Below are 24,899 nucleotides of genomic sequence, written 5' to 3'. Positions count from 1 at the left end.
GATCAACAAGCCTGTGGTTGGTGCCGAGGGCGGGAGTCGAACCCGCACCCCCTTGCGAGGAGAGATGTTTAAGACCTCAGCGTCTGCCATTCCGCCACCTCGGCGCAACGAGCAAGATTATAGCGCATATTAGATTTTTTGGCAAATTAGTTTTCATTTATTGATATAATATATCAGTAATTTAACCGTATGAGGTACTGGCATGAGCCTTGATCATGGAATCTATACGCTGCGCGAAGCAACGACCGCTGATTTAGCGGGAGCGCGTCAGCTGATGTTACGCACCTTTGAGCACGATTTTGGCATTGGCTACGTTGCCAAATGGCATGCTGACGTTGATGATTTAGCTCGAGCTTATCAGGAAAATCCGCGCCAAGTGCTGTTTGTGGCGGTCGTTAAGGCAACTGGCGAGGTTGTCGGCACCTGCGCAGTGCGCACTAGCGGCCCCAAAGCGCCGTACAAACCGGAATGGCTGGTTGAACGCTATAGCACCGCCGAAACCGCCCAATTAGTGCGGGTTTATGTCGCTTCAGCTCATCGCCGATCAGGCTTAGCACGCCGCTTGGTCAGCTTAACCCGCGATTGGATTCTCAATGAAGGCACATATCGCACAATTTATCTGCATACCAACCCAGCAATTGCTGGAGCCGAGCATTTTTGGCGCTCACTGCCAACCAGCGAAATCTACGACGATCGGCCAGATCAAGGCGAATTTCAAAATATCCACTTTGAAATGGATCACACAACGCCGATTATTTAATCATCAAGCGCAATTAATTCACTTTCAGCATAGGTTAATTCACGAATAGCATCTGCACATTCTTGCCAGCGATCTTGAGGCAATGCCAGCATCAAGGTAATATCGCTGGCAAAATCTTCACTTTCAATCACCGGATCAAATGTATTGAGCAAACGGCGTAATACTTCATATTGATTGTAATTAATTGTGACCATCCCAGTGCGGCGAATAACTTGTTCTTTGGTTGGTAAATCGTTAAGCGCTTTTTGTAAGGTTCCGCTATAAGCCCGCACCAAGCCACCAGTGCCTAGTTTGATGCCGCCAAAATAACGGGTTACGACTGCTGCAATATCGCCAATGCCACTGCCCTGCAATACTTGCAACATCGGGCGGCCAGCTGTGCCAGCAGGTTCACCATCATCAGATGAGCCAATTTCAGCGTGCGGGCCAAGCCCAATCTGAAACGCCCAACAATTGTGGTTTGCATCGGGATAACGCGCTGCAATTGTGGCAATTGCTTGCTTAGCATCAAGCAATGTTGGTGCATGCACCACCGTCGCAATAAAGCGCGAGTGTTTAATATCTTGTTCAAATTCATGCTCGTTGGCCGGAATTTGATAACGAGTTGGAGTCATAAGAAATATCAACCCAGCTAAATTAATTGGCGTTCATAGGCAATCGATACCGCTTCGGTACGATTATGTGCGCCAAGCTTTTGAAAAATACTGTTAAGATGAAACTTAACCGTGCGTTCAGTAATATTCAATGTATAGGCAATCTGTTTATTGGCAAAGCCTTGGGCTAATTGTTGCAAAACTTCATGCTCACGCGGAGTTAATTCGACCAAGTTTGTATCGCGCTGCACTTGGCGCAACAATTTCGAGGCAATCAATGGGTGCAAGGTCGAGCCGCCAGCATGAATTAAACGAATTGCGGCAAATAATTCGTCGCGCGGCGCACCTTTGAGCAAATAGCCCTGCGCGCCAGCCCGCACTGCTCCAATAATCCGCTCATCAGTATCAAACGCGGTAAAAACTAAAACACGTAGCTCAGATACCGCTAAATCGAGCTGTTCGAGCACTGCAACGCCATCTAATTCTGGCAACTCAAGGTCAAGCAGCAGCAAATCGGGCTGAAGTTGCTGGCACAAGGCCAAGGCTTGGCGGCCATCACTAGCCTCGCCAATCACCGCAAAATCGGCTTGGGTGCTCAAAATAGCAACCAAGCCCTCGCGCACCACCGGATGATCATCAACAACAAGCATTCGAATCATGGATTTAACTCCCTAATGGCACGGTAATACAAACCTCGGTACCAGCGCCAAGGGTGCTTTTGATTTCAAGGCTGCCGCCAAGCAAGCGGGTGCGTTCATTCATACCAATCAAGCCAAAATGCTGGGGCTTGGCAAGGGTTGGGTCGAAACCACAGCCATTATCATGCACGCAAATTTCAATCTGGCTTGGCGTAGCATGATATTCGACCACCACTTGGCTGGCTTGGGCGTGCTGGCGCACATTATTCAGGGCTTCTTGCACAATTCGCAACAAACCAACCTCAATTCGTAAGGGCAATGGTTGCAAGCCGCCAATTGTTTGCAATTCAAAGCTAAATGGATCGTGCTCGTGGTTCAAGGTTGCCAACGCTTCGACCAAACTCCGGCCTTCCAAGGGCGCGGCCCGCAGATCGAGCACCGAACGCCGTGCCTCATCGAGATTATAGCGCGTCCATTGCAGCGCTTGATGAATTTTGGCCCGACCGCGCTCGGTTGCGCCAACCTCAAGCAGGGCATCGGCGGTCTCGAGTTGCAACAAAACCGCAGTCAGGCCTTGGGCCAAGGTATCGTGGATTTCGCGGGCAATTCGGTTGCGCTCCTCGACCGCGCCCAAGCTCAGCGAGCGCTCAAACAAACGGGTGCGCTCAATCGCCATGCTCAGCAAATCGCCGACGGTGTGCAACAAGCGCAAATCATCGGCGCTCAATTCGCACCAATCGGGACTAGCCACATTAAAAACCCCTAGTTTGCGCCCATGGGCCATCAAGGGAATCGACGAATGGAAGCGTACCTCAGCAGTGCCTTGCGGCACATGGCGTAAACGACTACAACGAATCACGCTGATATTGGCCGCGCGTTCCAAATTATCATCACGAAAACGCTCCAAACAATAACAATCATCTTCCAAGGCTTGGGGGTGACACAAAACCGGAGGCAGATGATAAGCCGCCGCCAAATAATGGGTCGTTTGATCATCGCGCAGCAGCCAAACCCAACCAGTGTGCAAACCAAGCAACTCTGCCACCAATTCCAAAACGGTTTGCAAAGCTTGATCAAGCTGATTGCTCCGGTTGAGCGCCTCGGCAACTTGATTCAAAATCGTCAATTCATGGTTTCGGCGCGCCAAAACCGTTGGATCATTGCTCATTATCAACACCTTTGGGGCAATTTTGCCAAATGCACACCGAAGCATGCCAAATTTGCCACCGTTGTGGCTCTCCACTACCAACCATTTTAGTGCGAGTTTGATTGTATGAGCAACTATTTTATCTCAATTAAGGAATTACCATCCAGCGAACAGCCACGTGAGCGCCTGCGCGACTTCGGGCCACAAGCATTGTCTGATGCTGAGATTTTGGCGATTTTGCTGCGAGTGGGCGTGCAAGGCATGAATGTGCTTCAGCTTGCCCAACTGTTGCTGCGCGAGCATGGCGGTTGGCATGGCCTACAAAAGATCGAGTTCAGCGATTTATGTCGAGTACGTGGAATGGGCGAGGCCAAAGCAGCCCATATCAAGGCAGCGCTGGAAATTGGGCGACGTTTGCTGCTGGCAGCGCCTAATCAGCCGCTGCAAATCACCTCGCCTGCTGATGTGGTGGGCTTGCTGCAAGTGGAGATGAGCCATTTGGATAAGGAGCATCTGCGAGTCGTCATTCTCAACACCAAAAACCATGTGCTGAAAATCGAAAACGTGACAATTGGCTCGTTGAATAGCGCCAGCGTGCGCATTGCCGAGGTGTTTCGTGAGCCAATTCGCCTGAATGCGGCAGCAATTATTGTAGTGCATAATCATCCAAGCGGCGACCCAACGCCCTCGCCAGACGATATTTTAGTGACCAAACAATTGATTCAGGCTGGGCAATTGCTCGATATTGACGTGCTTGACCATTTGGTGATCGGTCAAGCACGCTGGGTTAGTATGCGCGAACGGCGCTTGGCTTGGCTGTAGTTTATTTCGCTGAATTCAAATTCGACAAGGTATGGCCCATGCGTTCGCGTTTGGTACGCAAATAGGCTTGGTTTTCGCTATTTGGGTCGGTTTCCAAGGAAAGTTGTTCGACAACGTGCAAGCCATAGCCTTCAAAGCCGATGATCTTTTTGGGATTATTAGTCAGCAAGCGTAAATCGCGCAAGCCCAAATCGGCCAACATTTGCGCGCCCAAGCCATAATCGCGCAAATCGGCAGGGAAGCCCAAGCGTTCGTTGGCTTCAATCGTATCTAAGCCTTGATCTTGCAGCATATAGGCGCGAATTTTGTTGGTCAGGCCAATGCCACGGCCTTCTTGGCGCAAATAGAGCAACACACCACGGCCTTCTTGGGCAATTCGTTGCATGGCTTTTTCCAGTTGCGGGCCACAATCGCAGCGCAACGAGCCAAAAGCATCGCCAGTTAAACATTCGGAGTGAACTCGCACCAGCACTGGTTCGTCGGTCGAAATATCGCCCATAATCAAGGCTACAGCTTCTTTGGCTTGTTGGTCGGGAGTATCGATTTTGCTTTCGTAGGAGATAATTTGAAATTCGCCATATTTAGTTGGCAAGCGAGCCTCGGCGGTGCGAGTAACCAACAATTCGCGTTCGCGGCGATAGCGAATCAATTGCTCGACGCTAATAATTTTCAGATCATGCTTTGCGCCAAAGATGGTGAGATCGGGCATGCGCGCCATCGTGCCATCGTCATTCATAATTTCGCAAATGACACCTGCTGGATATAAGCCTGCTAAGCGCGCCAAATCAACCGAGGCTTCGGTTTGGCCAACCCGCCGCAATACGCCGCCCTCGGCAGCACGCAACGGAAACACATGGCCAGGCCGCGAAATATCGCTTGGCTTGGAGTTGGGATTAATCACGGTTTGGATGGTATGCGCTCGATCATAGGCTGAAATACCCGTGGTTACACCTTGCGCCGCTTCGATCGAAACGGTGAAATTCGTACCAAACTTGGAATTATTCGAGGTTACCATCATAGGAATTTCCAACTCGTCGAGGCGCTGACCAGTGATGGCCAAGCAGATCAGCCCACGACCTTCTTTGGCCATAAAATTAATTGCCTGTGGCGTAACAAACTGGGCAGCACATGCCAGATCGCCCTCGTTTTCGCGATCTTCATCGTCGACGATGATCACCATTTTTCCGGCTGCATAATCTTGCAGTGCTTCTTCGATGCTTGCCAACGGCATAGCTTCACTCCTTATGCGACAATCAAACACTCATTGTTTGGTACAGACCCAAAGCCAGCGATGGCTGATTGGGGTTGGTTCGGTCAGCACGAAACAATCGTACACGGCCTCTATTGTAAACCCGTTTGTCCGTAAAAGCTGCTCTAATATGGCTTGGCTATAGCCACGTTCTGCATGCTGCTCGCTAAATCGCTCAAACAAGCCATCATCGCGCTGGGCAAAACCAGTTAATTGCAACCACGAGATACAGCGTTCTGGCTCAAATTGCGAATGCATAATATGCACATAGCCATCACGCTCGTCAATTTCGACTGGTTGCCAAACATGCTCCAAAAAATAGGGCGTGTTGATGTCGAAAATCCAGCGTCCGCCAGGCTCCAGCGCTGCCGCCACACAGCCAAAGGTGGCATTCAAATCGCTTGCTTCAAGCAAATAATTCAGGCTATCGTAAAAACAGGTGACTAATTGCACTGGCTGACTGACCTGCCAATCGCGCATATCGGCGCGGCGAAAGCGAATTGAGCGTTGCTGAGTTACATCGCCACGAGCCTTGCGTTGGGCAACGCGCAGCATCTCGCGCGAGGCATCAATTCCCAACACATCCCAGCCCAAATCGGCATGCATCAAAGCCAACGTGCCCGTGCCACACGCCAAATCGATCATCAAACGGCCAGGCACGGGGTGCAATTCCAGCACACGCTGCAAATAATCAAACATCAAGACGCTAAAATGGAGCTGCCCGTCATCATAGTAACGGGCATAATCGTTGTACATCATTCATTTATTCCATCTAGGCAAACGGCGCTTATTCTGCAAGCATTTTGCGATCAAAGCGCACGATATTTTCAACATACTTGGCCAAAATATCGACTTCGATATTGACCGTATCGCCAACCTGCTGCTGGCCAATAATCGCCCACGCTTGGGTATGAGCAATAATCGCCAAGCCAAAACTATCGTCAGTGGTGCGGGTAATCGTCAAGCTCGTGCCATCAACTGCAATAAAGCCTTTTTCGACAATATAGCGCATCAAGCTTGGTGCAACCCGAATCGTAATTGCTTTGGATTCACCCTCTGGCTCGATGGCGATAATTTCGCCAGTGCCATCGACGTGACCTTGCACATAATGACCGCCCATCCGTCGCCCAGCGGCCAAAGCACGCTCTAAATTGACAGCACTACCAACCTTGAGCTGGCCCAAATTGGTGCGGCGCAAGGTTTCTGGGGCTAAACCAACCTCAAACCAATCGGCTTCAAACGCCGTTACGGTTAAACAAACGCCATTGACTGCAATGCTATCGCCCAATTGGGCATCGCTGGTTGCCAAGCTACAGCCGATGCGCAAGGTATTATCGCGCTCAAGGCCCGTATTCGCCACCACAATTGTGCCAATTTCTTCGATAATGCCTGTAAACATTGTTCATTCCCTTTAGTAAGAACATAGAGCATAGAGCATAAATTTAATTATACTTCATCAATAATTTATAATCACTATGCATAGCATAATCATTAAATTGAATAAACAATATTTATAATTTAAGCAGATTCGTTCTATGTTCTATGTTCTATCATCCCAATACACTATCCAATAAGGCGGCATTGGTTTTTTCGGCTTCGTTGAGCGTATCGTTGGCTTTGCGTAATTCTTCGCCAAGCAATTCCATTTGGGCGCGAATTTCATCAAAGCTCTTCGAATGCAAAATAATATCGGTTATGCGTACTTCAAGGCTTTGTTGTTCGTGCATAAACGAAAGCATTGCATCAATTTCGCCAATCACGGTCTGGAACATATCGATTTTACCAGTCAGCACGTGGAGAATATATTCTTCGATTGTGCCGCGTAAAATCAAGGTATAAATTTCAACAGGCCGTTCTTGACCATAGCGATGCACCCGCCCAATCCGTTGCTCAATCCGCATTGGATTCCATGGCAAGTCGTAATTAACCAAGCGATGGCAGAATTGTAAGTTAAGCCCTTGACCGCCACTCTCGGTCGATAAAAAGACTTGGGCTTTGCCATCGCGGAAACGCTCGACTGCGCTGCGTTTTTGCATCCCGCTCAAGCCACCGTGGAAGAGCACCGATTCAACCCCGTGATCAGCCAAGAAATCGCGCAGGAATTCCAAGGTTGCCACAAACTCGGTATACACGATAATTTTGCTATCATCGTTTTTGACAATTTTCAATAAGGTGCGCGCTTTGGATGGAATCTGCATATCGTCAACGATTTTGAGCAAACGATCTAATTCGCTGCTATCAGCGCCATCCATTTTGCCCAAGCGTGCAGTCATTGCGCCACGTAACGTATGGCCAACCGCTCGTGGACTAGAAGTCATTTCCTTAAGCAACGTCATCAAGACCAAGACCAATTTTGAAACAACGACTTTGCCATCAATGCTTTGCAGCACAATTTCGCCTTCAACATAGCGTTGATAGATATGTTTGCAAAATCGCACCATTGCATCGTGAAAATCGTGCTCATCATCGGTTAATTCAATTTCATGATGATGAATTAAGCGTGGTGGTAATTCCGTGAGAGTATTTGAACGTCGATTACGAATCATCACCTCGTTAAGCAATGCCCGTAAATGATCGACGTTACGTGCATGACGACGATCTTCCATAAATAATTTTTGGAATTGGCGTGGCCCTTTGAGGTGACCAGGTCGGGCAACCGTAATCAAGTTATACAATTCGCGCAGCTCATTTTGAACTGGGGTTGCTGAGAGCAATAAACAATGTTTGCGATTTAAGTTAAAAACAAATTTATAGCGCCCAGTGCGGTGATTTTTGAGCATATGACATTCATCAATCACCAACATATCCCACGTTCGGTCGGTCAAAGCTTTACGATATGCACCCTTGGCGCGATCAATTGAGCCAACAACCAACGGATATTGGCCAATATCAGTATCATCGCCTAAACGATGAAAATTCATGCCAAACTTATCGTGCATTTCCTCGAGCCATTGCTCGGAAAGCGGCGCTGGAGTCAAAATCAAACATGTGCGAATCATTTCGCGCAAGTGATATTCTTTGATGATTAAGCCAGCTTCAATAGTTTTCCCCAAACCAACTTCATCGGCCAAAATTGCGTTGCCATGCATTTCGCCCAAAACGCGTCGCACAGCACGCAATTGATATTCTTTGGCATCAATTGCGGCGTATTCGAGCGAAAGCAAGTGGTCGAAGCCACCTTTGAGCGTATAATGTTCAGCTTGTTCGCGCACTGCCCAACGATCAGCTGGCGTAACGTGGCCACTCAGCAAGCGCGCCCGTTCGCCATCGGTTGGCGGGCGAAAACGCAATTCATTCAAAATTGGCGGCAAAGCTTGCAAACGCGGCGGCGCAGCCACCGGAATCTGCGGGCGAGTTGCCCGAGTATTGGGCGTTAAGGCCGCTTCAAAATCGGCGCGGATCAAATATTCATCTAATTCAAAGCCCAAATGCAATACATCTGCTTCAATTTCAGGCTGATCAATCTCAGGCAGTGCTTGCACAAGTTGCGCTAGCTCAAAGGCTGGCTCAGGCAAGCTCGCCAAAATCTCAAGATAGCGCTGGCGACGTAATTCATCCATTGATATGAACCTATTTTCTACTGATTTGGCTTCTGGTCGTGAGCGGCTTCGCTTAAGCGTAAACGCGCTAAGGGCAACAACAAACTAGCATGGCTGCGTGGATCAAGCTCGGCTGCACGGCGCAAAAAGGCTACCGCCTCGGTTGGCCGCCCTTGATCGAGTGCGTCGGCTCCATAGGTCAAGTAGAGTTCGACCAACTGTGGATCGCTGGCTAATTGGACATAGATTGCCTCGGCTGGGCCATCGCCAGCGTTGGTTGGCAGTTCGGCCAACTCTGCTTGTTCGGCTTCGATTTCCTCGGCGCTCATGCGTGCAGTACGTGGAGCAGAACGGCGTTGCGCCTTAATTTCTTCTTGGGCTTGGCGCGCCACATCGGCAGCAACACTGACTGCACTCACCACCCGTCGCTTGGAGCGGGTGTAGCTGAAATTCACAATTGGCAAATCGCTGAGCGGGCCATTATCCATTTCCCATTCGCTCAGCAATTGCTCGGCGCGTTCAGCAATTTGGTCGAAGCACTCGCGAGTCAAGGGCGTATGGTTGAAACCGCCAACCCGTGCCACATACAACAAGCCGCGGCCATCAACCACGCCACCAGCATTCCACAACAATTCGAGCAAACGCGTGGCTTGATCGGGATTCATCGGCGTACGGTTGAAGGCAGCATTTGCTCGTTCAACATCACCAAAATCGCTATACAATGGCATCAGCAAATCGAGGCCAGCGCGCATCAACGATTCATCGTTGGTCTGGTCGAAAATGGTTTCGAGCATGCCCACAATGTTGTGCTTAAGCAAGCGCGGATCACGCTCGTCAAACCACGAATCGGTTTGTTCTTGGGCTTTTTGGGGCGTTAAACGGCTAAACGCCGCCTCTAAGCCTTTGAAACGCACCGACCAAAATACATCCAAGGGCTTGACATCCTCGCCTGCCAGCCAATCCAAATACCACCAGCGTTGCTCTGGAGTTAAGGTTTTATAGGAGGCGACAGCGTAGGTTGGCGGCGTTGGGGCATTCCATGGTTCGGGTGAGCTTGGTTGCTTAATCGGCAAACTGCGAATCAGCACCGCATCGGGCGAAGTATTTTGGCGGCCACTCCAATAGGAAAAAACATCCCATTCGTTTTTGACGACTTTGACTCCAGGCACTTTTTGGATGCGATTCAACTTTTGCTCTAGAATCTCTTCTTCTTCCTCGGTCATCACATATTCAGCCGAGCCAGAGAGGTCGAATTGAACCACACCACCATCGCCCTTGAGAATCCCATCGAGCAATTCGAGGCCATCGAGCGGCGTGCTGCCTTTTTTGTTCGAGCGCACTTGCTCTTGGGCGGCGGCGGCCAAACCACGAATAAAGCTGGCGGCATCGGAGCGATCGAATAAAAAGACCCCTTGCGAAAGCTCCAAGGCACGAGCAACCCACATCACCAACGTATCGCTATAGTTCAGCGCAACCGGCATGGTTGGCGTTTGCTCAACCATCGTGCGAATAACGGTGGTCTGATGACGCTCGCCCCAACGATCAGCAATATCGCGCATGGCTTGCTCGATCGCAGCGCGTTTGCCGCCCAAACCACGGCCAAGCTTGAAATTACAACGCGAAGCAATATCAAAAAGCAACGGGCCGCTGGCTTCGATCGAGGCCAAAGCAAAACAACGAATCAACACATCGGCGGGAATTGCGTTTGAGGGAGTAAAAATGGTCAACCACTCGCCTAATCCATCTGCTTGCGAAGCGGCATAGGCCAAGGTCAAAACATTGCCAATTGAGCTTTGGGCCACCGCATCGTTGGCGCTGGAATCGTACAACTGGCGCATGGCCGTAATCGCCTCATCGCGGCGGGTAGTGGTTAATTCGGCGCATAAGGCATACAGCCGCATAATGCGAAACAGTTGGATTGCGCAACTCTCATCGCCTGCCAACCATGCAATATAATTCCAGCGTTGTTCTGGGGTTAATGAGGCATAGGTCGGCGAATAGGTAAAATAGCCGCCCCAGGTTACCCGCCCGCCCGTTGGCCGCATCACCGGAAAACGCACCAAATCGAGCATAATCCGCGTATCCAACATGAAACGCCCAGGCTGTTGATTAATATGTACTCCAACCAACGAACGGATACTCTCAGCCATCCGCTCAAATGTAGCCCGATCTTCAGCAGAAAGTGTACGTTGTGGAATAGCGCGAGTAGTGCGTGCCATCGTGGATTATGTCACCTCAAATTTAAACATCAGCGCTTATTGTAGCATATTTCTAGCTGGCCGTCAGAATTCGCTCTCTCGCTTCTTGAGCAAATTCATTCTGCCTGCAAGCCAAGCGCAACCATTGGATAGGCTGCATTCGGCAGCCACAACACCCGCACGCGATAGCCTTCGTATTCGATAACTTGCCCAAGCGTTGCTGCTAGCTCAAGTGCTGGCACGCTACTGCTGACCCAAAAACTTAATTCAACCCGCGCTGCTTGGCCTGCGCTAGCCGGATAATATTCGCTAAGCGTAATCGTTAAATAGCCATCGCCAACGCTCGTTTTGGGCGGAGCGATCAAAAGTTGTTCCTGGGCCAAAGCTTCAATTGGCAAGCTTGGGGCATGTTCAGCGGTCAAACGAATCGCTACCTGAATTGATTGTTGCTCAATCGCCAGCAATTGCACTTGATAATTTGCCACGCTGATTGTTTGATTAAGCAAAAGCTCGCTATGATAATTAAAGATCGCTGGCTTGGTTAAAAAGCGAATCCGCACGCCAATTGGTTGTTTTGGCTCAGTTGAACTATACAAAATTTGCAAAACCCCAAGGTTCATGCCTTCGATTTGAACATCGGTTCCTTCGCGTAGCGTCACATGGGTTGCTTGATCAAGGCTTAGCATCGGAGCGGGTTCCTCTTCTTGGTCGGCAAGCGGGTCTTGGGCACTTTGACAACCAACCATCAATACCATAAACAGACTCAATAGCCAGCAAAAACGCATGCAGCTTACTCCAATTAATCAATTGGATTGGTCACCACCGAATTAAACACCTGATCAAGATCAGCATAATTTACAATGATTGGCGGTTCGTTCCACGACCATGGATTGCGCAAGCTAACCCGATTGCGCTGTTGATCAACGTGGCTCACATAGTATGCATGTTTGGGTTGCAAGTGTTTGTTGACGAAGGCTGCTTGATTGACCAAGGGATTTTCTGGCTCGTGGGTGCCAAAAATAATCGCTTGCTTGCTGTTATGCAGCTCGGCCAATTGCCGCATACTATAGGTTTTCGGATCAGCAAGCACGCTCGGCTGGCCAGTAATTGCCTCTAAAACATCGGCGGGGTTGCCACCCCGATTGAGCGTGCTATACATCTCAATTGGGTCGCTGCTTTGGCTCAAAAATTGGCCATAGGCTTTTTCCATAATTGCTGGCCACAATTCACGTTTGCCATTGAGCATTTCTTGATTTTCGTAAATATAGGGATGCGTGCCATCAGCCAACACCGGAAACTCAGCAGTAACCGTAATTTTGACTTGATCATAGCCATTATCGAGCCAATTATTTAAGCGATTAAAACGATTATTCGATTCGCGCTGGTAAAAGGTGACGGTGTAGCTGCCATCGCCGTTATCTTCAATTGCGTTGCGAATCACATCGGGGTTGTGTTGGGCAATTGCCGCCAGCGAAGCCACCACAAAGCAATCGCCAATCTGGCCTTGATCAGCATCGCTGGGGTGGATACCTTGACGCATATCAGCGCCGCCAGCAACATATAATTGGCCTTCAACACGGCGCATTTCGCTAATATCAAGATAAGCCGCTTGATATTTCGCCGCCTGATCGGTGGTTTGGTTGAGCACAAGCTGCGAGCGAAACAAACGCGCTGCTTCATCCTCGGCGCTCTGAATCACGCCGCTTACTTCGAGGCTCAGCTCTTGGGCGATGTTCAAAACGGTGCTTAAACGGTGGATGGCAGGTACAAGCTGGGTCTGATATTCGTTGGCAAATTTTACTGCCGCTGCGCCCTGCCATGCGCCAGCAATCAAGCGCTCAGCAACCTGCTGCAATTGCTGGCGCAACCAGCTAACCCGCTCAGCCAAGCGCTGAAACCGTAGGCTAATCTGCTGCATTCGATCATAATCAATTTGCACAATCGGGGCTGCCATCGCAGAATCCTTCTCGATGTGGGCCAATGCGAATCGCACCGCCCTCAATTCATCACAGCCCCACTATACGCCACAATCGCAGCTCCTGAATTAAAGGCTAGATTAAGATTTATGCGCCAAACGCTGCGCCTGTACTGGCTGATAGATCGTCGCCAGCATGCTCAGGCTAAAGAGCAGGGCCGCCAAGCCATGCAGGCTTGCGCCAAACACCAGCAACCAACGTGCCAATGCCACATTTGCCACCAAGCCAGCCCAACCAAGATCAATCAGCAAGACCGCGCTAATTGCCAAAACGACTTGCCAATTGGCAACACCTGCCAAGCCCAATGGCCGCCCCATAAAGCGCGGCAGCATAAAATAGGCCATGCCATAAATTAAAATCGTCGCAAAGCCAGCTAAATTCGATTCAACATGGATTGGACGAAGTTGCGCGCCCAAAGCCCGATCAAAGGCAAAGCTAATGCCAAAGCCGATGCCAACCGCCAAATAGAAAACCGCAGCCCGAATGCACCACATGGTCAAAGGCCCAATGCGCCGCGGTTGCACGATGCTTAATTGATTGGTTTGCTGCTTGGCGACGGTTGCTAAAGCTGGAATCAACAACCACACACAGCAACAAAGCGCGAAGAAAACCAAGCTCGCACCAAGCGCAAACAAGGCTGGCATATCAAAGCCTAAGCCAAGCACAATGCTCAGCAAGCCAACGTGATGCAAGCCCAAACCCGCCCGCAACCAGCCTGGATTGCGCGTCGCTTGGCCCGACCAACGCGGCAGCACATGGCAACCAACCCCGATAATCATCAACATCATCCAGCCGAGGGTCAGCAAATGCTCGGCGCTCAACAGCCAGCGAGCATGAATTAAGCCAAATTCACGGGCAAGCATTAAGCTCAAGGCCAGCGGTAAACTTGCGCCAGAGGTTTTCGTCGCGAGGGTCGAGAGCCGATCGATCTGTTGTTGCTGCGGCGAAGCAGGCATGCTTGGGCGCAATTTGGGGCTACGCAAGAGTTGGATAATATTCGCCATAAACAACCAACTGCCCAGCCACTCCAAACCCAAGCCAAGCCGATAGCTCAGTTGGCTATACCACACGAGGCCACTGCTCGCCAACACCACGCCCAAGCTCCAAACCAACCAGTGCAATTCAAGCCAAGCTGGTTTGGGGAAATTACGGCCACTAAATACCGGAGTTGTATGATAATTAACCGCAAAAATACTACAGCTGATCCAGCCATAGAGCAGCAGATGCACCCACGCATCCCAGCGCTGCGGGCCAGCAGCCGTCAAAGCCAAATGCACAAGCGTAGCCAGCAACAACGCTGCGAGGCCACTAAGCCAAAATAATTTACTATGCCGCGCCATACAAATTCTCCATAAACGAGTAAATCTAAGGCTAGTTTATGCAGAAAGCGTATTTAGCGCAGCGATATTTATCACATGGCGTTGTGCTTGGTGACCGTTGGAAACAGGCCAGCGCGGCGTTGATGACAGCTAAAATAGATCAATTCGCTACTGGTGGCTTGAATTGAACGGGCAGCTCCCCGCGGAATACAGATAATCGAGCCAGCGCCAATCGGCTGCTGCACCAAATCGATCTCCAAGATTCCTGTGCCTTCAAGCACCAACAGCAACACATCAACTTCGTTATTTTGATGCTTGGGAATGCCATCGCCAAGCCGAAAACGCAGCAAATTAAGGTTTAGTTGATCGGTCGTGTAGCTCCACAACGGCCCGTCAATTTCGCTTTGGCTGCGCAGTTGAGCCAAATCCAGCGGCGCAAACGTACCAACAATCAATTGCGAAAGTAATGCATGCATTGGGCAAATTCCTTGTACTATGATGTGAGCGTTCTAGTGCAACGAGGATACTACAGATGGATCGAAATGCCTTATTTGCCCATGTCAGTTTCACCCGCGATCTATCGCCACCAATTATTGCTGCGTTGAGCAGCCATGCCTATGAACAAACCGTCGAACGTGGCAGCATTATCACCCTTGAAGGCGAGCCAGCCAGCGCCATGTATTTGCTGTATAGCGGGCGCATCAAGGTTGTGCGCCATTCAATCGAAGGCCGAGAGCATATTTTACACTTGGTCGAGGCCAATGATCATTTTAATACGGTGCCGATGTTTCGTGAGCCGCGCTGCCCCGCCACCAGCGAAGCCCTTGTCACCAGCCAATTATTAGCAATTCCACGTGAGCATATTCGCCAAGTTGCTCAACAATACCCTGAATTGGCGTTGGCAATCTTGGGCGAGTTTGCCAATCGATTGCATAGTTTGGTTGGCTTGATTGAAAATTTGGCTTTGCATACGGTTAATGGGCGTTTGGCGCGTTTGTTGTTGCAACAGGCCAGCCTAGCCGAACACAACCCACAATTAGCACCACTCACTCAGGCCGAAATGGCGGCCCACATTGGCTCAGTGCGCGAGATGGTTGGGCGGGCGCTCAAGGCCTTTGATGCTCAAGGCTTGATTCGGCTTGATCGCGGCATGATCGAAATTATCGATCCCCAAGGTTTAGCTGCCCAAGCTGAGCTTTAGTCAATGGCTGGCTGCTTGGCGCAAAACGAATTGCAAACGAACGACTAATTGCCTCAGTTGGGCAGGCAGCTTCGCAACGATCGCAGAAGGTGCAGGCTTCGGGCTGGCTCAAAACTGCTTGTTGTTGCTCCAGCTTCACCGCGTTAGTCGGGCAAACGGTTTCACAAACCCCACAGGCAACACAGTGTTGCAAATTGATCACTGGCAAAAACATCATCAACTCCGATCGTTCGCTGGCAGCGCGAGCAAAAACCCGCGCTGCCAGCTCAATTGATGTTCGTTTAGTTTTTGGGGTCGCCATCGCCTGCTTGGAAGAGGCCCAAAGCTCCCCGACCCACAAAGTTGAAAGCGTGGGTCACGATTGGATACAAGCCGTCTTCAGCGGTACGAAATTCGACAATTGCGCCTTGGGCTGGGGCTAAATCGACAGCCTGCGAGCCATAGCCATTGGCAGTTTCAGGCCGTAATTGGACCCCTTCTTTGATCACGGTGTTGAAAATTGTGCCAACCACGTGGAATGAGCTATCGATGCTTGGGCCTGCATTCAGCACAAACACCCGCACACTGCCACCAGTTTTGACTTCGATTGGATGATCTTTATATTGGTTAGCAACACCGTTGAACACCACGTACTCAGGCGCTGGAGCTGCTGAAGCAGCTTTTTCGAGGCTAACCAAATCACCTTGCGGGCCGAGATACCATTCGCTTTGCACCAAAGCAACTTCATGATCAACCGCTGGCAAGCCTTCCTTGGGTTCAACAATCACCATCCCATACATCCCATTGGCAATGTGATGCAGCGCTGGAGTCGTGCCACAGTGATACATCCAAACCCCAGCATAATTGGCTTGCCACTCGTAAACTTTATCTTCGCCAACATTGATCGAGGTCATTTCGTCATTCCAAGCAACCTCGCTAGAGTGGAAGTCGATCGAGTGTGGCACTTCGTTCGAGCTTGGGTTTTTCAGGTGAATCCGCACGGTATCGCCAACTTTGACCCGAATGACAGGGCCGGGCACCGTGCCGCCAAATGTCCACACATGCTGCACATAGCCAGGAGCCACGGTCATATCTTTTTCTTCAACCACCAAATCAATCTCGTGGACTGTACCCTCGAGCGCAGCTGGAGCTTTGGCATCGTACAAAATATATTCTGGAGCCGACTCATCGGCGGCAATATCGCTCTCTGGCGCAGGCCCGCTATGGTCGTCCATCATCGTTGGCGTGACGGCTGCATTAGCCGAGGCAACTTGGATCGTGCCTTTCATGCCAGCAGCTTCGTGGCCAGGCACGGCGCAAATAAAGCTCAGACCTTCGGCGGGAACCGTCACATCGGCAGTCACCGTTTCTTTGCTATTGGCACTAATTTTGGTGCCGTCAGGCAAGGTTATGTCGTGTGGAATCACGCCATCGTTGACTAATTTGATCGTATAGAGACCAGCACTTGGCACGGTCAGATTCTGGGGCTTGAAGCCCATTTCAAATGCATGAATTTCGAGCACTGCTTGGCTCGTTTGTGGACTCGTTTGCTGGCTCACCGCTTGGCTTTCTTGACTATGTGAAGCAGTTGGTGAGAGCGAACTTGTGCGACTTACTTGGTCGCCACAGGCAGCAATACTCGTTAACAATAGGCTAAAAATCACTACCATAGTGAATGATCGGCGGTTCATTGCGACGCTCCTTGCTTGAAAGCGAACCATCAATCGATGCTGGGAATCGCCAGTGATCGATATGCAATTTGGATTGGGCCAGCCGTTGTAATTACATAGCGCTAGCTTAGAACCGCTACAACGCCTTGGCTGTGACTTTTCTCGCATGGTCTGAAGATTGGCCGCTTGTGAGAAAAGTCGCTGCTGGACAGCCAGCGATCGGCTATCGTAGGCTCAGCTTTATTTTTGCAAGGAGGAGCCTGATGCAAGCAACAACCTTAACGCCCGATGTGATCGCCAAAACGACTTTAGCCAATTTGGCCGATGCCCACCCTGATGTAATGGCCGTTTTACGCCAGCATGGCTTTGATTTATGTTGTGGCGGTGGCCTGAGCCTCAGCCAAGCAGCCCAAGCCCATAACGTCGAGCTTGCGCCAATCGTGGCCGATTTAAGCGCGATATTGGCCAAAGAAGCCTAGTTTGCAAAGGAGCCAAGACCATGCCAACCCTTGCCCGTTACTATATTCGCACCGCATTTGTCTGGCTGGTCTTGGCCTTCGTGATTGGCATCGCCATGCTCACCAGCCAGCTTTGGGCGCTGAAAACCAATCCCTTGGCGGCTTTACAAATTGTGTTTTATCACGCGCTTATGGTCGGCTGGGTCACCCAATTAATTGTCGGCGTGGCGATTTGGCTATTTCCGGTGCATACCCGCGAGCAGCCACGCGGCAACGAAAAAGTAGCATGGGCCGCCTATGCCACGTTTAACCTTGGGCTTGGGCTGCGCAGCATTGTTGAGCCACTGTTGCAATGGGCACCAAGCGGCCTCGTCAAATGGGCGGTCGTCGGCGCGGCCTGCCTGCAAGTCGCCGCCTTGTGGTTAGTGTTGTTGATGCTTTGGCCACGAGTCAAAGCCAAAGTGAGCAAAGCCAAATAGCGCAGAGGTGCAATCATGCCAAAATTTAGTATCTTCAGCATTCGCGCCAGTTTGCTCTATTTGGTGATTGGCGGCAGCGTTGGCGGCATTATGTTGGTCAGCAAGGCAATGGGGCTTTGGCCTTGGATTTGGTATTGGCGCACGGCCCACATTCACGCCATGCTGGTAGGTTGGTTGCTCAACCTCATTTTTGGGGTAGCTTTTTGGATTTTGCCACGGCTTGATGCCCATGGCTGGCGCGGCTCGCCGTGGCTAGTTTGGGCGGCCAGCGGCTTATTGCAGGCTGCGCTGGCTGTGCTGGTTTGGACCAGTATCTGGCCATGGTCGGCGGCCATTGCCGTCGCCAGTAGCCTCGAATGTTTGGCCGCAATTGCCATTGCTTGGCATTGCTGGCCGCGCTTACAGCCATTAATCATCGAGCCACGGCCAGCCCAAAACAAGTAAATCCAATTAATCCAGCTTCGTGCTCTTCGTGCCCTTCGTGGTAAAAAAACCTCACCATTTGATCTGATAGTCTGATGCTGATTGAGCTACCAGACTGGCCCCTGATCCCTAGCCCCTGATCCCTCATTTGAAATTGTCATCTTGACACTACTGATCATTGTGTTAGAATGACAATATTAGGGGCGTTTGCTGCGTCCCGCTCTTTTTCTCACGAGTTATAGTGTCAAAATGACACTAATCGCATATTAACCCAATGGAGGGTCATCATGACCGTCATCGCAGCCGAAGCAATTGGTGTGGCACACGAACGTGCCGAGGATTATGCAGGGCTATCAATCGCAGAATTGGATCAACGGATTGCTGAGGCTAAGGCCAAATTGGGCGAGCGGTTGGTTATTCTGGGCCATCACTATCAACGTGATGATGTGGTTAAGCATGCCGATTTGAGCGGTGATTCCTACGGGCTTTCGGTCGATGCCCGCAAAGCTGCCGCCCAATATATCGTCTTTTGTGGCGTTCACTTCATGGCCGAAAGCGCCGATATTCTTGGGCGCGACGACCAAACCGTGATTCTGCCCGACCATACTGCTGGCTGTTCGATGGCCGATATGGCCGACATCGAACAACTTGAAGAAGTTTGGGAGGAGCTTGACGAAATTTTGGGTGATGCAGAAGCTCAGGTCATGCCAATTACCTATGTCAATTCAACTGCCGCCGTCAAGGCCTTTGTTGGCGAACATGGCGGTGCATGCTGCACCTCATCCAACGCCGAGCCAATTGTGCGTTGGGCCAAAAGCTTGCGCCCCAAAATGCTGTTCCTGCCCGACCAGCACCTTGGCCGCTACACGGCTTTTGCCAAACTTGGCATTCCGCTCGATAAAATGTTGGTCTGGAATCCCAATTTGCGCTATGGTGGCCATACGCCAGAAGCAATTCGCGAGGCCGAAGTGTTGCTGTGGGCTGGTCACTGCTCAGTCCATGCGCAATTCCGCCCAGCCTACATCAAAGCATGGCGCGAAAAGCACCCCGAAATTAATGTGATTGTGCACCCAGAATGCACCTTGGGCGTAACCAACGAAGCCGATTATGTTGGCTCAACTGCCTATATCATCAAAACGATCAACGAAGCTCCAGCAGGCAGCATGTGGGCGGTCGGCACCGAAATCAACCTTGTCAATCGTTTGCAAAGCAATAATCCCGATAAAACGATTGTCTCGGTTTCGCCGTTTGCCTGTCTCTGCTCAACCATGTATCGGATCGATCCCGAGGAATTGTGCTGGGTTTTGGAGAATTTGGTCGAGGGCAAGGTAGTTAATCAAATTGCCGTGCCAACCGCGATCAAACAAAAAGCTCGCTTGGCCTTGGAGCGCATGTTGGAAATCGCTGGCAATTAACATTCCCTCACCCCCCAACCCCCTCTCCCACTGAACGCGGGCGAGGGGGAGCCGATCATTGTTCGCCAAGGAATTATGGGAGAATCACGCTGTTAAAGCCCCTCGCCCGCGCCACGGGAGATAGGGAGCACTCGTTTTTACTGACGAATGCGAACGAACCATACAAAAAAGCCCCTCGCCCGTTGGACGGGAGAGGGGTTGGGGTGAGGGGCTTTTGCTTAGGCATTAACCAGCTTACGGCGCAGCGCAATAATTTCGGTCTCGGTAATCAGCGCCACCAAAATGGCTTGCGCAATCAAGAAGCCATAGCCCCAAACGGTTGGCTCGAAGGTTGGTCCAACAATCAGCCAAATGCTTTCAGCCAGCCACAGCCCATTGACCACCACCACAAACCAAGCTGCCGCACGGCTAATCGTCGGGCGAAACGACAACCAAACCAACCACGTCACCCAAGGAATCAAGCCCAAGCCGACATACCATAAAAAGCTGCTTGGCAAGCCAAAAAATTGGGCCAGCGGTTGATTCAGACCAAGCAAACCGAGCATCAAGGTTCCAGCGCTTACGCCATCAAACCGAATCGCATAGCGTAATAATTGAGGGTGTTGTAACCAACGCATAGCATCACTCCTTAGCAGAAACTCATATCCCAACAGTGTCAGGTTTCAAAACCTAGGTGCAGCATAGGCGCTGATAGTTGCTGGCACAATTACCTCAGAGGTAATCGTGGCAACTACCCAATTTGTGCTAAGATGCGGCTATGAAACAAGCAGCAATTGGTTCACTCATCCGTACGTGGCGGCAGCGTCGCCATCTGAGCCAGCTTGATCTGGCCAGCGATGCCAATATTTCGACCAAACACTTGAGTTTCTTGGAGACTGGGCGCTCGCAGCCAAGCCGCGATATGCTGTTGCACCTGGCCGAACATTTAGAAGTGCCGCTGCGCGAGCAAAATGTGCTGTTGGTGGCGGCAGGCTTTGCGCCGTTATTCAGCGAGCGTTCGCTTGATGATGATGATTTAGATCCTGCGCGCGAGGCAATTCAGCATGTTTTACACGGCCACGAGCCATATCCGGCGATTGCGATTAATCGCCATTGGCAGATGGTTATGGCCAATAATTGTATTGATTATTTTCTAGCAGGTGTGGCAGCCGAACTCTTAACTCCGCCAGTTAATGTGCTGCGCTTGAGCTTACATCCTGAGGGCTTAGCTCCGCAAATCGTCAATTTGGCGGCATGGAAAGCCCATTTGTTGGCGCGGTTACGTCATCAAATCGAGCTCACCGCTGATGCCTCGTTGAGCGAACTCTACCAAGAATTGGCGGCTTATCCTACCAACCAAGCGCATTCCACGCCAATTCCAGCCTACCACGAAACCATGGATATTGCCTTGCCCTTTGCGTTGCGCACTCCGCACGGCGTGCTCAGCTTTTTCAGCACCACCATGGTGTTTGGCACGCCAATCGATGTAACGGTTTCTGAATTGGCGATCGAGGCTTTTTTTCCCGCCAATGCTGCCAGCGCCGAACTGCTGCGCCAACTCCATGCCGCTAAAACCAGCCCACAAGGGAGCAATTAATGGCAACGAAACATCCACGCCTAAGCCCAGCCGCAACCGAAAGCATGCCAGCTGTGCCAATTTCAGCTGCTTATTGGGTGCTGCCAGGTCGCTTGCTTGCTGGCGAACATCCCATGTTGCAGGATCAAGAACCATTGCAAGCGCGCTTGCAACGCTTCAGTGCAGCAAATATCAGCGTTTTTATTGATCTGACTGAGCAGGACGAAACCCACGAGCTTGGCGATTATCTGGCTGCATTCAACCAAGCGCAGTTGAATCAACAACCAGTGCCGATTCGCTACCACGCGCCGATTCCCGATATGCAGATTCCTGCAATCGCGCAGATGCAGGCGATTCTTGAGCACATTATTGTTGCACTCGATAACCAACAAACCGTGTATGTGCATTGCTGGGGTGGCTTGGGCAGAACCGCCACGGTGCTTGGCTGTTTGCTGGTGCAGCATGGCTGGGAATATAGCGAAGCCTTGGCCCACATTGCTGTGTTACGCCAAGGCTCCCGTGATGAGCGCTATCCATCGCCCAGCAACGATCTCCAACGCCAGTTCGTCGCCGATTGGCGCAAGCAAATCGTTTAGGCTATTTGGGCTGGGTTAGGCTGAAAATATTGCCAAACGGATCTTTGAAGGTGGCTTCGATGCCATAAAATTGATCTTGTGGAGGAGCCACAAATTCAACGCCACGCTCTTTGAATTCGTTATAGCTGGCATCGCAATCGTCAGTTTGGAAAACGCCCGGCCCAACCACGCCAGTTTGCAATAAATCCCGCATTTGGGCAACAATTTCATTGCTCATCATCGTGCCACCCTCTTTGACCTCAAACAGCACAATATCAAGCTCAGGCTGGTTTTTGGGGCCAACCGTCAACCAGCGAAAACCATTATCCAACTTCATATCCATCCGCACATCAAAACCTAATTTATTTACGTAAAAATCATAGGCCAAATCATGGTCAAGCACATAAATGGTGGCATGCGAAAGTTTGGTAATCATTGTTGCTCCTAACACATTCGAACATTCGTTCATAGCTTGAGTATACAAGAAGCAACGACAGAAAACTTCTTGAAAATTGCGCACCTAGTTGACGCGTTGCAAACCAAGCCCAAAAATTGTGCGATAGCAGCCAGGGATAAAGTGGCGCGGCAAGCTGATGCCTTGAAAATGGCGGCGGCGATAGTGGCTTGGCGCGTGGCCAGTGCTGCGTTGAAAGAGGCTACTAAATGAGCCGAGGCTTTGAAAACCAACAGCAAAGCAAACCTCAGTCACCGATAAATCGCTGTTAATCAGCAAATCGCGGGCGCGTTCAAGGCGGCGTTGAATCAAATATTGGTGTGGGGTAATTTCAAAGTTGCGCTGAAAGAGGCGTAAAAAATGATAGTGCGAAAAGCCAATCTGCTCGGCGATGTCAGGCAATTCTAATGGGGCTGCATACGCTCCATCGATATATTGGCGCGATTGCCAAACGAGCTGTGTGGTTGATGTTGTAAGAGCGTGCATAACCCTCCCAAATATAGCTAGTATAGCAGATTGCAGCCCAAAATCAACACATTCGTTCTGTTAACTACTGAACGAGAGCATAAAAAAGCCCCTCTGCTGCTCGACAGAAGAGGGGTGGGAGTGAGAAAAATAATGTTTAGCGCAATACAAAGACCTTGCCACCAGAGCCAGGCACTTCGATTGTGGCAACGCCTTCTGGCGTTTCGCGATCGTAGTTATAGACCCATTCATGCCACAAACCACCGACTGGGAAATGCACATCGAGGTATTGCAGGGTGATGCCAAAATTGACTACCACAATCACATGCTCGCTGCCATCGTCCGCCCAGCGATAGTAGGCCAACAATTTGCGCTCTGCATCGACCGCAATTGGTTGAACATTGTTGCCAACCAAGGCCTTCGACGAGGTGCGCAATTGGATCATCCCCCGATAAAATGCGTGCAAATCGCTGCCTTCGGGTGTTTCCAAAAGCTCCCACTTCAGCACGTTCTTATCGATTGTGCGCTCGGTATCCATGCCAAATTCTTGACCATGGTAGAGCATTGGCACGCCAGCAGCAGTAAACAGCACAATCGCACCCAAGCGCGATTTCAAATAGGCAGTTTCGCGGCTGATATTGCCATTGGTTTGGGCTTCGTAAATAATCCGCTGCTCGTCGTGCGATTCAAGATAATTGATCGCTTGGGCATTATCGCTATAGCCAGCATTGCGAAAATCAATAATGCCCATGGTTGCTTCAACATTGCCATATTGATTGCCTTCGAAATCACCCTCGCGCAAGTTGGCAAACATTTGCGAATGGAACGAGCGATGCCACGACGAATCCATATCGGTGTTGAGCACCATGCCAGTGTAATCTTTGAGATTTTCGGCAATCAAATAGACATGGGGCTTGACTTGGCGTGCTTGCCAGCCCAAGAACGAAACCCCGTTCTCGCCATCGAAGCCAATGCCTTCAGCATGATCGTAGCGGAAACCATCGACGTGCATATCGCTCAGCCAATATTGCTGCACATCGCTCATCAATTGCTTGACCGCTTCGTTCCAGTGGTTCAAATCGGGGAAGCCCCACGGGTTGCCGTCGCTACTGAAGAACGGGCTTTGATCGTAGGGATACAAATAATTAATTGGGCTTGAGTGATCGACATGATTAAACACCACATCCAAAATCACGCCAATGCCATGTTGATGCGCCGTATCGATCAGTTCGCGTAAATCGGCGGGCGTGCCATAGGTTGATTCAGGCGCGAAAAAGTAGGCGGGATTGTAGCCCCACGAACGGTCGCCTGGAAACTCAAACAACGGCATCAATTCAAGCGCATTCACGCCTAAATCCTGCAAATACGGAATGCGTTCGGTAACCGCTTTGAACGTACCAGCCTCGCTAAAATCGCCAACATGAATTTCGTAAATCACCAGTTCGTTGAGTGGGCGAATGCCAAAATCAGCATCGTGCCACTCGTAGACTGGCTCGCCAACGTGAATAATGGCCTGCGGTTGATCGCCGCCAGCCCAGCGCAATTCACGGGCATAGGGATCGCCGATGATCGTTTCGCCATCGACCACAAATTGATAGGCATGTTCGCCAGGCGTTAAATTCTCTTTGATAATCCACCAAACACCGCGATCCGAGATACTCATTGGATCGGCGGTTTGGTCCCAATCGTTAAACGAGCCAATCAGGTGGACGCTCTGCTTCCACGGTGCATACAGGGCAAAGGCAACCTTGCCATTGCCTTGATCGTGCGCACCCATCCAAACCCCATCAGGCAAACTAGCAACAGTTGGTGAAGCGTCAGTATTGGCTTCGCTATGCATAAATGTGAACCTCATTGGCTACCTAAGGAGCTAGCTAATACTCTAGCTTATACTTCTGAACCCCATCTATAGCAGAGGCTATGCCACAAAACTGCAACCATGCAATCAATTAATTCCAATTGAGCTTGTAAAGATCAGGTCGCG

General features: G+C 50.6%; 27 protein-coding genes and 1 tRNA gene. 9 read left to right on the top strand and 19 right to left on the bottom strand.

Going from position 1 to position 24,899, the window contains the following annotated elements:
* Window positions 1–18: 18 nt before the first annotated feature.
* Window positions 19–104, bottom strand: a tRNA-Leu gene (locus ACFMKP_RS06280).
* A 98-nt stretch (window positions 105–202) separates the two neighbouring features.
* Between ACFMKP_RS06280 and ACFMKP_RS06275 the strand changes: the two genes are divergently transcribed.
* A complete protein-coding gene (locus ACFMKP_RS06275; protein WP_382290070.1) occupies window positions 203–760 on the top strand; it encodes a GNAT family N-acetyltransferase in 558 nt (185 codons plus the stop codon).
* On the opposite strand, the gene ACFMKP_RS06270 is transcribed toward ACFMKP_RS06275, so the two are convergent.
* From ACFMKP_RS06270 to ACFMKP_RS06260, 3 genes are read right to left on the bottom strand one after another with little or no spacing between them, the layout of a single operon-like run.
* Window positions 757–1,374, bottom strand: a complete 618-nt coding sequence (locus ACFMKP_RS06270) for a YigZ family protein (RefSeq protein WP_382290068.1) — start codon at window positions 1,372–1,374, stop codon at window positions 757–759. The two genes, ACFMKP_RS06275 and ACFMKP_RS06270, sit on opposite strands and share 4 nt — an antisense overlap.
* 17 nt (window positions 1,375–1,391) lie before the next feature.
* Window positions 1,392–2,012 carry a response regulator gene (locus ACFMKP_RS06265; protein WP_382290066.1) on the bottom strand — a complete coding sequence of 207 codons (621 nt, stop codon included), beginning with the start codon at window positions 2,010–2,012 and terminating at the stop codon, window positions 1,392–1,394.
* 4 nt (window positions 2,013–2,016) lie between these two features.
* Window positions 2,017–3,159, bottom strand: a complete 1,143-nt coding sequence (locus ACFMKP_RS06260; RefSeq protein ID WP_382290064.1) for a histidine kinase — start codon at window positions 3,157–3,159, stop codon at window positions 2,017–2,019.
* Between the two features lie 105 nt (window positions 3,160–3,264).
* On the opposite strand from ACFMKP_RS06260, the gene radC reads away from it, so the two are divergent.
* Window positions 3,265–3,960 (top strand): DNA repair protein RadC, encoded by a 696-nt coding sequence (gene radC, locus ACFMKP_RS06255; protein WP_110517690.1) that lies wholly within the window; start codon window positions 3,265–3,267, stop codon window positions 3,958–3,960.
* Window position 3,961: 1 nt separating this feature from the next.
* On the opposite strand, the gene ACFMKP_RS06250 is transcribed toward radC, so the two are convergent.
* The 9 genes from ACFMKP_RS06250 to ACFMKP_RS06210 form a co-directional block, all read right to left on the bottom strand.
* Entirely contained in the window at window positions 3,962–5,191 is a 1,230-nt protein-coding gene (locus ACFMKP_RS06250; RefSeq protein ID WP_382290061.1) for a bifunctional 3,4-dihydroxy-2-butanone-4-phosphate synthase/GTP cyclohydrolase II, read from the bottom strand.
* 30 nt (window positions 5,192–5,221) lie between these two features.
* Window positions 5,222–5,968 (bottom strand): class I SAM-dependent DNA methyltransferase, encoded by a 747-nt coding sequence (locus ACFMKP_RS06245; RefSeq protein WP_382290059.1) that lies wholly within the window; start codon window positions 5,966–5,968, stop codon window positions 5,222–5,224.
* A 28-nt stretch (window positions 5,969–5,996) separates the two neighbouring features.
* Complete coding sequence (locus ACFMKP_RS06240) at window positions 5,997–6,608, bottom strand: riboflavin synthase (RefSeq protein WP_382290057.1); 612 nt, start codon at window positions 6,606–6,608, stop codon at window positions 5,997–5,999.
* Between the two features lie 151 nt (window positions 6,609–6,759).
* Window positions 6,760–8,769 (bottom strand): DEAD/DEAH box helicase, encoded by a 2,010-nt coding sequence (locus tag ACFMKP_RS06235; RefSeq protein ID WP_382290056.1) that lies wholly within the window; start codon window positions 8,767–8,769, stop codon window positions 6,760–6,762.
* Between the two features lie 17 nt (window positions 8,770–8,786).
* Window positions 8,787–10,967 carry a hypothetical protein gene (locus tag ACFMKP_RS06230; protein WP_382290054.1) on the bottom strand — a complete coding sequence of 727 codons (2,181 nt, stop codon included), beginning with the start codon at window positions 10,965–10,967 and terminating at the stop codon, window positions 8,787–8,789.
* A 95-nt stretch (window positions 10,968–11,062) separates the two neighbouring features.
* Entirely contained in the window at window positions 11,063–11,731 is a 669-nt protein-coding gene (locus ACFMKP_RS06225) for a hypothetical protein (RefSeq protein WP_382290052.1), read from the bottom strand.
* A 14-nt stretch (window positions 11,732–11,745) separates the two neighbouring features.
* Entirely contained in the window at window positions 11,746–12,900 is a 1,155-nt protein-coding gene (locus ACFMKP_RS06220; RefSeq protein ID WP_382290051.1) for a C2 family cysteine protease, read from the bottom strand.
* A gap of 102 nt (window positions 12,901–13,002) precedes the next feature.
* Complete coding sequence (locus ACFMKP_RS06215; protein WP_382290049.1) at window positions 13,003–14,262, bottom strand: hypothetical protein; 1,260 nt, start codon at window positions 14,260–14,262, stop codon at window positions 13,003–13,005.
* A gap of 71 nt (window positions 14,263–14,333) precedes the next feature.
* The gene (locus tag ACFMKP_RS06210; protein ID WP_382290047.1) at window positions 14,334–14,717 is read right to left on the bottom strand and encodes a cupin domain-containing protein; all 384 of its coding nucleotides are present in this window, start codon (window positions 14,715–14,717) and stop codon (window positions 14,334–14,336) included.
* Window positions 14,718–14,773: 56 nt separating this feature from the next.
* Here ACFMKP_RS06210 and ACFMKP_RS06205 point away from each other — a divergent pair, with 56 nt between their 5' ends.
* Complete coding sequence (locus ACFMKP_RS06205; RefSeq protein ID WP_382290045.1) at window positions 14,774–15,442, top strand: Crp/Fnr family transcriptional regulator; 669 nt, start codon at window positions 14,774–14,776, stop codon at window positions 15,440–15,442.
* Here the strand turns inward: ACFMKP_RS06205 and ACFMKP_RS06200 are convergent.
* Both ACFMKP_RS06200 and ACFMKP_RS06195 read right to left on the bottom strand, forming a co-directional pair.
* Window positions 15,402–15,743: an ATP-binding protein gene (locus ACFMKP_RS06200; RefSeq protein WP_382290043.1), complete on the bottom strand. Its 342-nt coding sequence runs from the start codon at window positions 15,741–15,743 to the stop codon at window positions 15,402–15,404. The genes ACFMKP_RS06205 and ACFMKP_RS06200 overlap by 41 nt on opposite strands.
* On the bottom strand, window positions 15,724–17,112 hold the full coding sequence (locus tag ACFMKP_RS06195; RefSeq protein WP_382290041.1) for a multicopper oxidase domain-containing protein: 1,389 nt from the start codon (window positions 17,110–17,112) through the stop codon (window positions 15,724–15,726). Before ACFMKP_RS06195 ends, ACFMKP_RS06200 begins: the two co-directional genes overlap by 20 nt.
* Window positions 17,113–17,354: 242 nt before the next feature.
* Between ACFMKP_RS06195 and ACFMKP_RS06190 the strand changes: the two genes are divergently transcribed.
* The 4 genes from ACFMKP_RS06190 to nadA all read left to right on the top strand — a co-directional run bounded on the left by ACFMKP_RS06190 (window position 17,355) and on the right by nadA (window position 19,866).
* On the top strand, window positions 17,355–17,570 hold the full coding sequence (locus ACFMKP_RS06190) for a DUF542 domain-containing protein (RefSeq protein WP_382290039.1): 216 nt from the start codon (window positions 17,355–17,357) through the stop codon (window positions 17,568–17,570).
* Window positions 17,571–17,590: 20 nt separating this feature from the next.
* Entirely contained in the window at window positions 17,591–18,028 is a 438-nt protein-coding gene (locus tag ACFMKP_RS06185) for a hypothetical protein (protein WP_382290037.1), read from the top strand.
* Between the two features lie 15 nt (window positions 18,029–18,043).
* Complete coding sequence (locus tag ACFMKP_RS06180; RefSeq protein WP_382290035.1) at window positions 18,044–18,472, top strand: hypothetical protein; 429 nt, start codon at window positions 18,044–18,046, stop codon at window positions 18,470–18,472.
* A 266-nt stretch (window positions 18,473–18,738) separates the two neighbouring features.
* Entirely contained in the window at window positions 18,739–19,866 is a 1,128-nt protein-coding gene (gene nadA, locus ACFMKP_RS06175; protein WP_382290033.1) for a quinolinate synthase NadA, read from the top strand.
* A 218-nt stretch (window positions 19,867–20,084) separates the two neighbouring features.
* Here nadA and ACFMKP_RS06170 read toward each other — a convergent pair whose 3' ends face one another.
* Window positions 20,085–20,483 carry a hypothetical protein gene (locus tag ACFMKP_RS06170; RefSeq protein WP_204754372.1) on the bottom strand — a complete coding sequence of 133 codons (399 nt, stop codon included), beginning with the start codon at window positions 20,481–20,483 and terminating at the stop codon, window positions 20,085–20,087.
* 140 nt (window positions 20,484–20,623) lie between these two features.
* On the opposite strand from ACFMKP_RS06170, the gene ACFMKP_RS06165 reads away from it, so the two are divergent.
* Complete coding sequence (locus tag ACFMKP_RS06165; RefSeq protein ID WP_382290031.1) at window positions 20,624–21,442, top strand: helix-turn-helix domain-containing protein; 819 nt, start codon at window positions 20,624–20,626, stop codon at window positions 21,440–21,442.
* Window positions 21,442–22,017: a serine/threonine protein phosphatase gene (locus ACFMKP_RS06160; RefSeq protein WP_382290029.1), complete on the top strand. Its 576-nt coding sequence runs from the start codon at window positions 21,442–21,444 to the stop codon at window positions 22,015–22,017. The genes ACFMKP_RS06165 and ACFMKP_RS06160 overlap by 1 nt, the downstream gene beginning before the upstream one ends.
* A gap of 1 nt (window position 22,018) precedes the next feature.
* Here ACFMKP_RS06160 and ACFMKP_RS06155 read toward each other — a convergent pair whose 3' ends face one another.
* The 3 genes from ACFMKP_RS06155 to ACFMKP_RS06145 form a co-directional block, all read right to left on the bottom strand.
* The gene (locus ACFMKP_RS06155; protein WP_110517653.1) at window positions 22,019–22,432 is read right to left on the bottom strand and encodes a VOC family protein; all 414 of its coding nucleotides are present in this window, start codon (window positions 22,430–22,432) and stop codon (window positions 22,019–22,021) included.
* A gap of 84 nt (window positions 22,433–22,516) precedes the next feature.
* Window positions 22,517–22,936, bottom strand: coding sequence for a helix-turn-helix domain-containing protein (locus ACFMKP_RS06150; RefSeq protein ID WP_382290025.1), 420 nt, complete (start codon window positions 22,934–22,936; stop codon window positions 22,517–22,519).
* 136 nt (window positions 22,937–23,072) lie between these two features.
* Window positions 23,073–24,755: an alpha-amylase family glycosyl hydrolase gene (locus ACFMKP_RS06145; protein WP_382290023.1), complete on the bottom strand. Its 1,683-nt coding sequence runs from the start codon at window positions 24,753–24,755 to the stop codon at window positions 23,073–23,075.
* Window positions 24,756–24,899 lie beyond the last annotated feature (144 nt).

It is taken from the genome of Herpetosiphon sp. NSE202, assembly GCF_042688385.1.
GTDB lineage: Bacteria > Chloroflexota > Chloroflexia > Chloroflexales > Herpetosiphonaceae > Herpetosiphon.
This window is presented reverse-complemented; position numbering and strand designations above follow the sequence as displayed.

What these genes read in the sequence shown, in the direction of transcription:
- radC (WP_110517690.1), top strand. Translation starts at nt 3,265, where the DNA reads ATGAGCAACTATTTTATCTCAATTAAGGAATTACCATCCAGCGAACAG.
- ACFMKP_RS06195 (WP_382290041.1), bottom strand. Translation starts at nt 17,112, where the DNA reads ATGAACCGCCGATCATTCACTATGGTAGTGATTTTTAGCCTATTGTTA.
- ACFMKP_RS06270 (WP_382290068.1), bottom strand. Translation starts at nt 1,374, where the DNA reads ATGACTCCAACTCGTTATCAAATTCCGGCCAACGAGCATGAATTTGAA.
- ACFMKP_RS06150 (WP_382290025.1), bottom strand. Translation starts at nt 22,936, where the DNA reads ATGCACGCTCTTACAACATCAACCACACAGCTCGTTTGGCAATCGCGC.
- ACFMKP_RS06250 (WP_382290061.1), bottom strand. Translation starts at nt 5,191, where the DNA reads ATGCCGTTGGCAAGCATCGAAGAAGCACTGCAAGATTATGCAGCCGGA.
- ACFMKP_RS06275 (WP_382290070.1), top strand. Translation starts at nt 203, where the DNA reads ATGAGCCTTGATCATGGAATCTATACGCTGCGCGAAGCAACGACCGCT.
- ACFMKP_RS06145 (WP_382290023.1), bottom strand. Translation starts at nt 24,755, where the DNA reads ATGCATAGCGAAGCCAATACTGACGCTTCACCAACTGTTGCTAGTTTG.
- ACFMKP_RS06160 (WP_382290029.1), top strand. Translation starts at nt 21,442, where the DNA reads ATGGCAACGAAACATCCACGCCTAAGCCCAGCCGCAACCGAAAGCATG.
- ACFMKP_RS06220 (WP_382290051.1), bottom strand. Translation starts at nt 12,900, where the DNA reads ATGGCAGCCCCGATTGTGCAAATTGATTATGATCGAATGCAGCAGATT.
- ACFMKP_RS06265 (WP_382290066.1), bottom strand. Translation starts at nt 2,012, where the DNA reads ATGATTCGAATGCTTGTTGTTGATGATCATCCGGTGGTGCGCGAGGGC.
- ACFMKP_RS06240 (WP_382290057.1), bottom strand. Translation starts at nt 6,608, where the DNA reads ATGTTTACAGGCATTATCGAAGAAATTGGCACAATTGTGGTGGCGAAT.
- ACFMKP_RS06170 (WP_204754372.1), bottom strand. Translation starts at nt 20,483, where the DNA reads ATGCGTTGGTTACAACACCCTCAATTATTACGCTATGCGATTCGGTTT.
- ACFMKP_RS06190 (WP_382290039.1), top strand. Translation starts at nt 17,355, where the DNA reads ATGCAAGCAACAACCTTAACGCCCGATGTGATCGCCAAAACGACTTTA.
- ACFMKP_RS06200 (WP_382290043.1), bottom strand. Translation starts at nt 15,743, where the DNA reads ATGGCGACCCCAAAAACTAAACGAACATCAATTGAGCTGGCAGCGCGG.
- ACFMKP_RS06165 (WP_382290031.1), top strand. Translation starts at nt 20,624, where the DNA reads ATGAAACAAGCAGCAATTGGTTCACTCATCCGTACGTGGCGGCAGCGT.
- ACFMKP_RS06245 (WP_382290059.1), bottom strand. Translation starts at nt 5,968, where the DNA reads ATGATGTACAACGATTATGCCCGTTACTATGATGACGGGCAGCTCCAT.
- ACFMKP_RS06215 (WP_382290049.1), bottom strand. Translation starts at nt 14,262, where the DNA reads ATGGCGCGGCATAGTAAATTATTTTGGCTTAGTGGCCTCGCAGCGTTG.
- ACFMKP_RS06180 (WP_382290035.1), top strand. Translation starts at nt 18,044, where the DNA reads ATGCCAAAATTTAGTATCTTCAGCATTCGCGCCAGTTTGCTCTATTTG.
- ACFMKP_RS06230 (WP_382290054.1), bottom strand. Translation starts at nt 10,967, where the DNA reads ATGGCACGCACTACTCGCGCTATTCCACAACGTACACTTTCTGCTGAA.
- ACFMKP_RS06225 (WP_382290052.1), bottom strand. Translation starts at nt 11,731, where the DNA reads ATGCGTTTTTGCTGGCTATTGAGTCTGTTTATGGTATTGATGGTTGGT.
- ACFMKP_RS06235 (WP_382290056.1), bottom strand. Translation starts at nt 8,769, where the DNA reads ATGGATGAATTACGTCGCCAGCGCTATCTTGAGATTTTGGCGAGCTTG.
- nadA (WP_382290033.1), top strand. Translation starts at nt 18,739, where the DNA reads ATGACCGTCATCGCAGCCGAAGCAATTGGTGTGGCACACGAACGTGCC.
- ACFMKP_RS06260 (WP_382290064.1), bottom strand. Translation starts at nt 3,159, where the DNA reads ATGAGCAATGATCCAACGGTTTTGGCGCGCCGAAACCATGAATTGACG.
- ACFMKP_RS06155 (WP_110517653.1), bottom strand. Translation starts at nt 22,432, where the DNA reads ATGATTACCAAACTTTCGCATGCCACCATTTATGTGCTTGACCATGAT.
- ACFMKP_RS06185 (WP_382290037.1), top strand. Translation starts at nt 17,591, where the DNA reads ATGCCAACCCTTGCCCGTTACTATATTCGCACCGCATTTGTCTGGCTG.
- ACFMKP_RS06205 (WP_382290045.1), top strand. Translation starts at nt 14,774, where the DNA reads ATGGATCGAAATGCCTTATTTGCCCATGTCAGTTTCACCCGCGATCTA.
- ACFMKP_RS06210 (WP_382290047.1), bottom strand. Translation starts at nt 14,717, where the DNA reads ATGCATGCATTACTTTCGCAATTGATTGTTGGTACGTTTGCGCCGCTG.